Here is a 3,912-nt window from a genome sequence, read left to right on the forward strand (position 1 = left end):
GAACTAAGCTTGCAGCTTCAAGTTTGAATTCTGGAGTGAATGATCGACGTTTCTTTTTCATTGGACACCTCTGTTGTGGCAAGCTTACCATTTATTTGGGTGTCCGGGATTATTGAACCACTACATTATGGGAACTGCGTTCCCAGCGGTGCATTACGGCCTTCGGCCTAACGGCCCCCTACGGTTTGGGGTGAACACTAGATTTTAATGATGTTTAGGCGCAAACAATACGGCGACGATAGCTAATCATGATTAACAGTAACAAGCACGCGCAACTAACAGACAGAGGAAATAGCACCGTTGTTAATGAGTAGTGCTCTAGCGCTAGAATGGCGAACACATTTCTAGCCATAAATAACATAAAGAAGGGTAAGTTTTCATCATGAGGAAAGTCGTAGGCTTTGCGAATAGTTGGACCAAAGCCAAGTAAATCCACAACAGTTAATACCACCACAGCCCAAAGCGGGTTCGAGGTAAAATACCAGAATGGTAAGGACATAAGTGCCGCTAAGAAAAACATCCAATCAATTTTGGTTATTTTTATATCAGCATGTTTAAAAACAGCTAAAGCCGCAATAAAAATAGTAACGCAACCAGACACCCCAATAGGCCAGGCTCCCAGACCACCATTAGCTTCTACCTGCGCGAAAAATACAATTATGGTCGTTGTTCCCCAAATCACCCAAGAAAAGGAATGGGGTTTTGTAACTCCAGATAAAATTGAGCGTATGTAGGGTATGAATGCTATAAAAGTTAAAATGATGGCTATGCCGCTTAACCCCACCTTAGCATCCATTAACATTTTATAAGGCCTCACCTTTAATCAAGAAAGATTCTCTAATCGACTGCTCTTTTAGGCCAAGATACTTGATCCTTTCCTCGTCATTTAAAAAATTATCGAAATCCTGCTGACTATTAAACCGAACAATATGTACTTCATATGGTTGCTCTACAGAGGCTTCAATAAAATTCTTCGCGTCTGGCCGGATCCGAAGCATTAACTCCCCATCATATTTTTTGATGATCGGAATGGCGTAGCTTTCAAACTCATGGAATACACCCTCTTGGCCACCTTTCACATAGATCAGTTGTGTTATATAAATCATTACTCTCACCAAATTCGGCAAATATTTAACTTTCTAATAACGAATGCAGGAACGGGGGGCATAATAACAAAGCCGCCCCACGTGTTACTTTCTCGCGATAGAAATGACGAGTACAGAAGCTTACCCTACCCTACTTTTGGCTTTGGTTATGGCGGCCTGATGCTTTGATGAAATTGGTAGCCTTTTAAATGGACTAATATTTGAGCCACCAGTATTACCTGCCGGAACCAAACCTATTGCAGTTTTCGTTGCCGCGCCAATAATACGAACAATTTGGCCAACAGTTTCTTTAACATCTCTTTGACGATAAGCCCAAAGAAGCATGAGAAAATGCACTTTAACATGCCACCAAGTAGACTCTTGCCCCAGCACATGAGCATTTTCTAAATGATGAAATGATTTTGAAAGCTTACCTTCTATTTCCAGCGCCTTTGCCTGAGCTAATTCATATTTCACATCATTGGCAATGTTTTTAGAGAACTTACTCATCATATTTTTATCCTCGTAATGGTGTATGACGCCCCGCCCGTAACAAGTATGAACTTGCAGTGAACCTTCCACACTTTAACAGACCCTTTTGATCAGGGGCAATCAACCCTTTAAGAATGGCCTTATAACAAGCAAACGAAAACCACCACCTTGATACCCTCTAATCAAGAGAAGCTTGCCAAGCTTTATCCGCTTGGGCTTGGAAAGTTTTCCAGTCGCCATTCAACCACCTTTGGCGGCCACGCTCTGCGAAAAATAAGTGCAACTCTTCTCCGAAAAATTCCCAAACCTGACCACTCGTCGGAATCAAGCCTTCACCTAACGCCAGTGCATTGGCACAAAATCCGTTATAACGAGGAACGTACTTATTAGGATTGGCGGCAAATTTATCTGCCGATGCTTGGCTGGCAAAATGCCATTCCGCACCCTTCCATGTCACGATAAATTTCTTAGTGCCTTTTTCGACTGGGCTACTGCCTTCAATGCCCTCACGATAATAGTCCAGTACATCGTGCCCACCGATAGCAGAGTTACTCCAAAACCCAGTACTCACAGGCTCTGCCGCCATAGCAGTACCAGCCCCACATAGAATACATACCACCAAGCAACACCATTGAACTAGTCTTCTGCTTTTCATCATTCTTTCTCTTGTAATTGCCTTTTTTGCCCAGTCGCTTTCACCCCCAGCTTATTTTTACCACGCCGAGAGCCTAAACACTGATACTAAAAGACTTTGCATGTATCTACCAATTAATAAAGGCTGACGAGTGGGTATGCAGGACTTGTATCTGACCCAAGGTGGTTTGGTGGCGTGATGTAAGGTTTTAAAACAGATCTGGTCACAATACAGCCACAGCATAGCTACACTGCTAAATATAGTTTTAGGAGAAAATCATTAAGAGAAATATTAAAACGGGATTAGTCAAAGCAAGAGCAATCACATTGCGATTTTAAGGGCTTAGGAGGAAATCTAGAGTGACTGTATAAGCCAATAGATGGTGGGTGTGGAGAGGTTCGAACTCCCGACATTCGCCTTGTAAGGGCGACGCTCTCCCAACTGAGCTACACACCCATATAGTTTTACATCTTTAGGTAGATGTGGAGTTCAAACTCCCGGTGACTATGCGCCTTGTAGGAACGAATCCCAACTGAGCTACACACCCGTTGCAATTTTAGATCTTTCGATCGGAGTTCTTAACTCTCGGTTTCAATGCGCCTTGCAGGAACGAATTCCAACTGGGCTACACACCCATATAGTTTTACATCTTTAAGTAGATGCTTACTTTAAAAGTAAGTGGCGGAACGGACGGGACTCGAACCCGCGACCCCCTGCGTGACAGGCAGGTATTCTAACCAACTGAACTACCGCTCCATTGTCATAGGTTGTTTAGCCACTTTCCTATAAGTGGTGGGTGTGGAGAGGTTCGAACTCCCGACATTCGCCTTGTAAGGGCGACGCTCTCCCAACTGAGCTACACACCCGTTGCAGTTTTAGATCTTTCGATCGGAGTTCTTAACTCCCGGTATCAATGCGCCTTGCAGGAACGAATTCCAACTGAGCTACACACCCGTTGCAATTTTAGATCTTTCGATCGGAGTTCTTAACTCCCGGTATCTATGCGCCTTGTAGGAACGAATCCATACTAAGCTACACCCATATAGTTTTACATCTTTAGGTAGATGCTTACTTTAAAAGTAAGTGGCGGAACGGACGGGACTCGAACCCGCGACCCCCTGCGTGACAGGCAGGTATTCTAACCAACTGAACTACCGCTCCATTGTCATAGGTTGTTTAGCCACTTTCCTATAAGTGGTGGGTGTGGAGAGGTTCGAACTCCCGACATTCGCCTTGTAAGGGCGACGCTCTCCCAACTGAGCTACACACCCGTTGCAGTTTTAGATCTTTCGATCGGAGTTCTTAACTCCCGGTATCAATGCGCCTTGCAGGAACGAATTCCAACTGAGCTACACACCCGTTGCAGTTTTAGATCTTTCGATCGGAGTTCTTAACTCCCGGTATCAATGCGCCTTGCAGGAACGAATTCCAACTGAGCTACACACCCGTTGCAGTTTTAGATCTTTCGATCGGAGTTCTTAACTCCCGGTATCTATGCGCCTTGTGAGAACGAATCCCAACTTAGCTACACACCCATCGCAATGATGGTATATCTACAAGCCTACTCACTCTATCAAAAGTAAGTGGCGGAACGGACGGGACTCGAACCCGCGACCCCCTGCGTGACAGGCAGGTATTCTAACCAACTGAACTACCGCTCCATTGTCATAGGTTGTTTAGCCACTTTCCTATAAGTGGTGG

4 protein-coding genes and 6 tRNA genes are annotated in these 3,912 nt (G+C 44.5%); all 10 read right to left on the minus strand.

Features of this window, described 5'->3' with window-relative positions; genetic code table 11:
• Positions 1-214 precede the first annotated feature (214 nt).
• The 10 genes from ACYVGZ_RS08090 to ACYVGZ_RS08135 all read right to left on the minus strand — a co-directional run bounded on the left by ACYVGZ_RS08090 (position 215) and on the right by ACYVGZ_RS08135 (position 3,872).
• Positions 215-802, minus strand: a complete 588-nt coding sequence (locus ACYVGZ_RS08090; protein ID WP_460753764.1) for a hypothetical protein — start codon at positions 800-802, stop codon at positions 215-217.
• A gap of 1 nt (position 803) precedes the next feature.
• A complete protein-coding gene (locus tag ACYVGZ_RS08095; RefSeq protein WP_460753766.1) occupies positions 804-1,106 on the minus strand; it encodes a hypothetical protein in 303 nt (100 codons plus the stop codon).
• 120 nt (positions 1,107-1,226) lie between these two features.
• Complete coding sequence (locus ACYVGZ_RS08100) at positions 1,227-1,598, minus strand: DUF3703 domain-containing protein (RefSeq protein ID WP_460753769.1); 372 nt, start codon at positions 1,596-1,598, stop codon at positions 1,227-1,229.
• A 157-nt stretch (positions 1,599-1,755) separates the two neighbouring features.
• A complete protein-coding gene (locus tag ACYVGZ_RS08105) occupies positions 1,756-2,235 on the minus strand; it encodes a YHS domain-containing (seleno)protein (RefSeq protein WP_460753772.1) in 480 nt (159 codons plus the stop codon).
• Positions 2,236-2,591: 356 nt separating this feature from the next.
• Positions 2,592-2,667: transfer RNA gene (locus ACYVGZ_RS08110), tRNA-Val, on the minus strand.
• 223 nt (positions 2,668-2,890) lie between these two features.
• Positions 2,891-2,967: transfer RNA gene (locus tag ACYVGZ_RS08115), tRNA-Asp, on the minus strand.
• A 34-nt stretch (positions 2,968-3,001) separates the two neighbouring features.
• Positions 3,002-3,077, minus strand: a tRNA-Val gene (locus ACYVGZ_RS08120).
• A 218-nt stretch (positions 3,078-3,295) separates the two neighbouring features.
• Positions 3,296-3,372 (minus strand) — tRNA-Asp (locus ACYVGZ_RS08125).
• Between the two features lie 34 nt (positions 3,373-3,406).
• Positions 3,407-3,482 (minus strand) — tRNA-Val (locus ACYVGZ_RS08130).
• A 313-nt stretch (positions 3,483-3,795) separates the two neighbouring features.
• Positions 3,796-3,872 (minus strand) — tRNA-Asp (locus ACYVGZ_RS08135).
• Positions 3,873-3,912: the final 40 nt, after the last annotated feature.

Source organism: Marinomonas epiphytica (assembly GCF_054780655.1).

Excerpts from the sequence above, each read along its gene's own strand:
- ACYVGZ_RS08090 (WP_460753764.1), bottom strand. The coding sequence starts at position 802 with ATGTTAATGGATGCTAAGGTGGGGTTAAGCGGCATAGCCATCATTTTA.
- ACYVGZ_RS08095 (WP_460753766.1), bottom strand. The coding sequence starts at position 1,106 with ATGATTTATATAACACAACTGATCTATGTGAAAGGTGGCCAAGAGGGT.
- ACYVGZ_RS08100 (WP_460753769.1), bottom strand. The coding sequence starts at position 1,598 with ATGATGAGTAAGTTCTCTAAAAACATTGCCAATGATGTGAAATATGAA.
- ACYVGZ_RS08105 (WP_460753772.1), bottom strand. The coding sequence starts at position 2,235 with ATGATGAAAAGCAGAAGACTAGTTCAATGGTGTTGCTTGGTGGTATGT.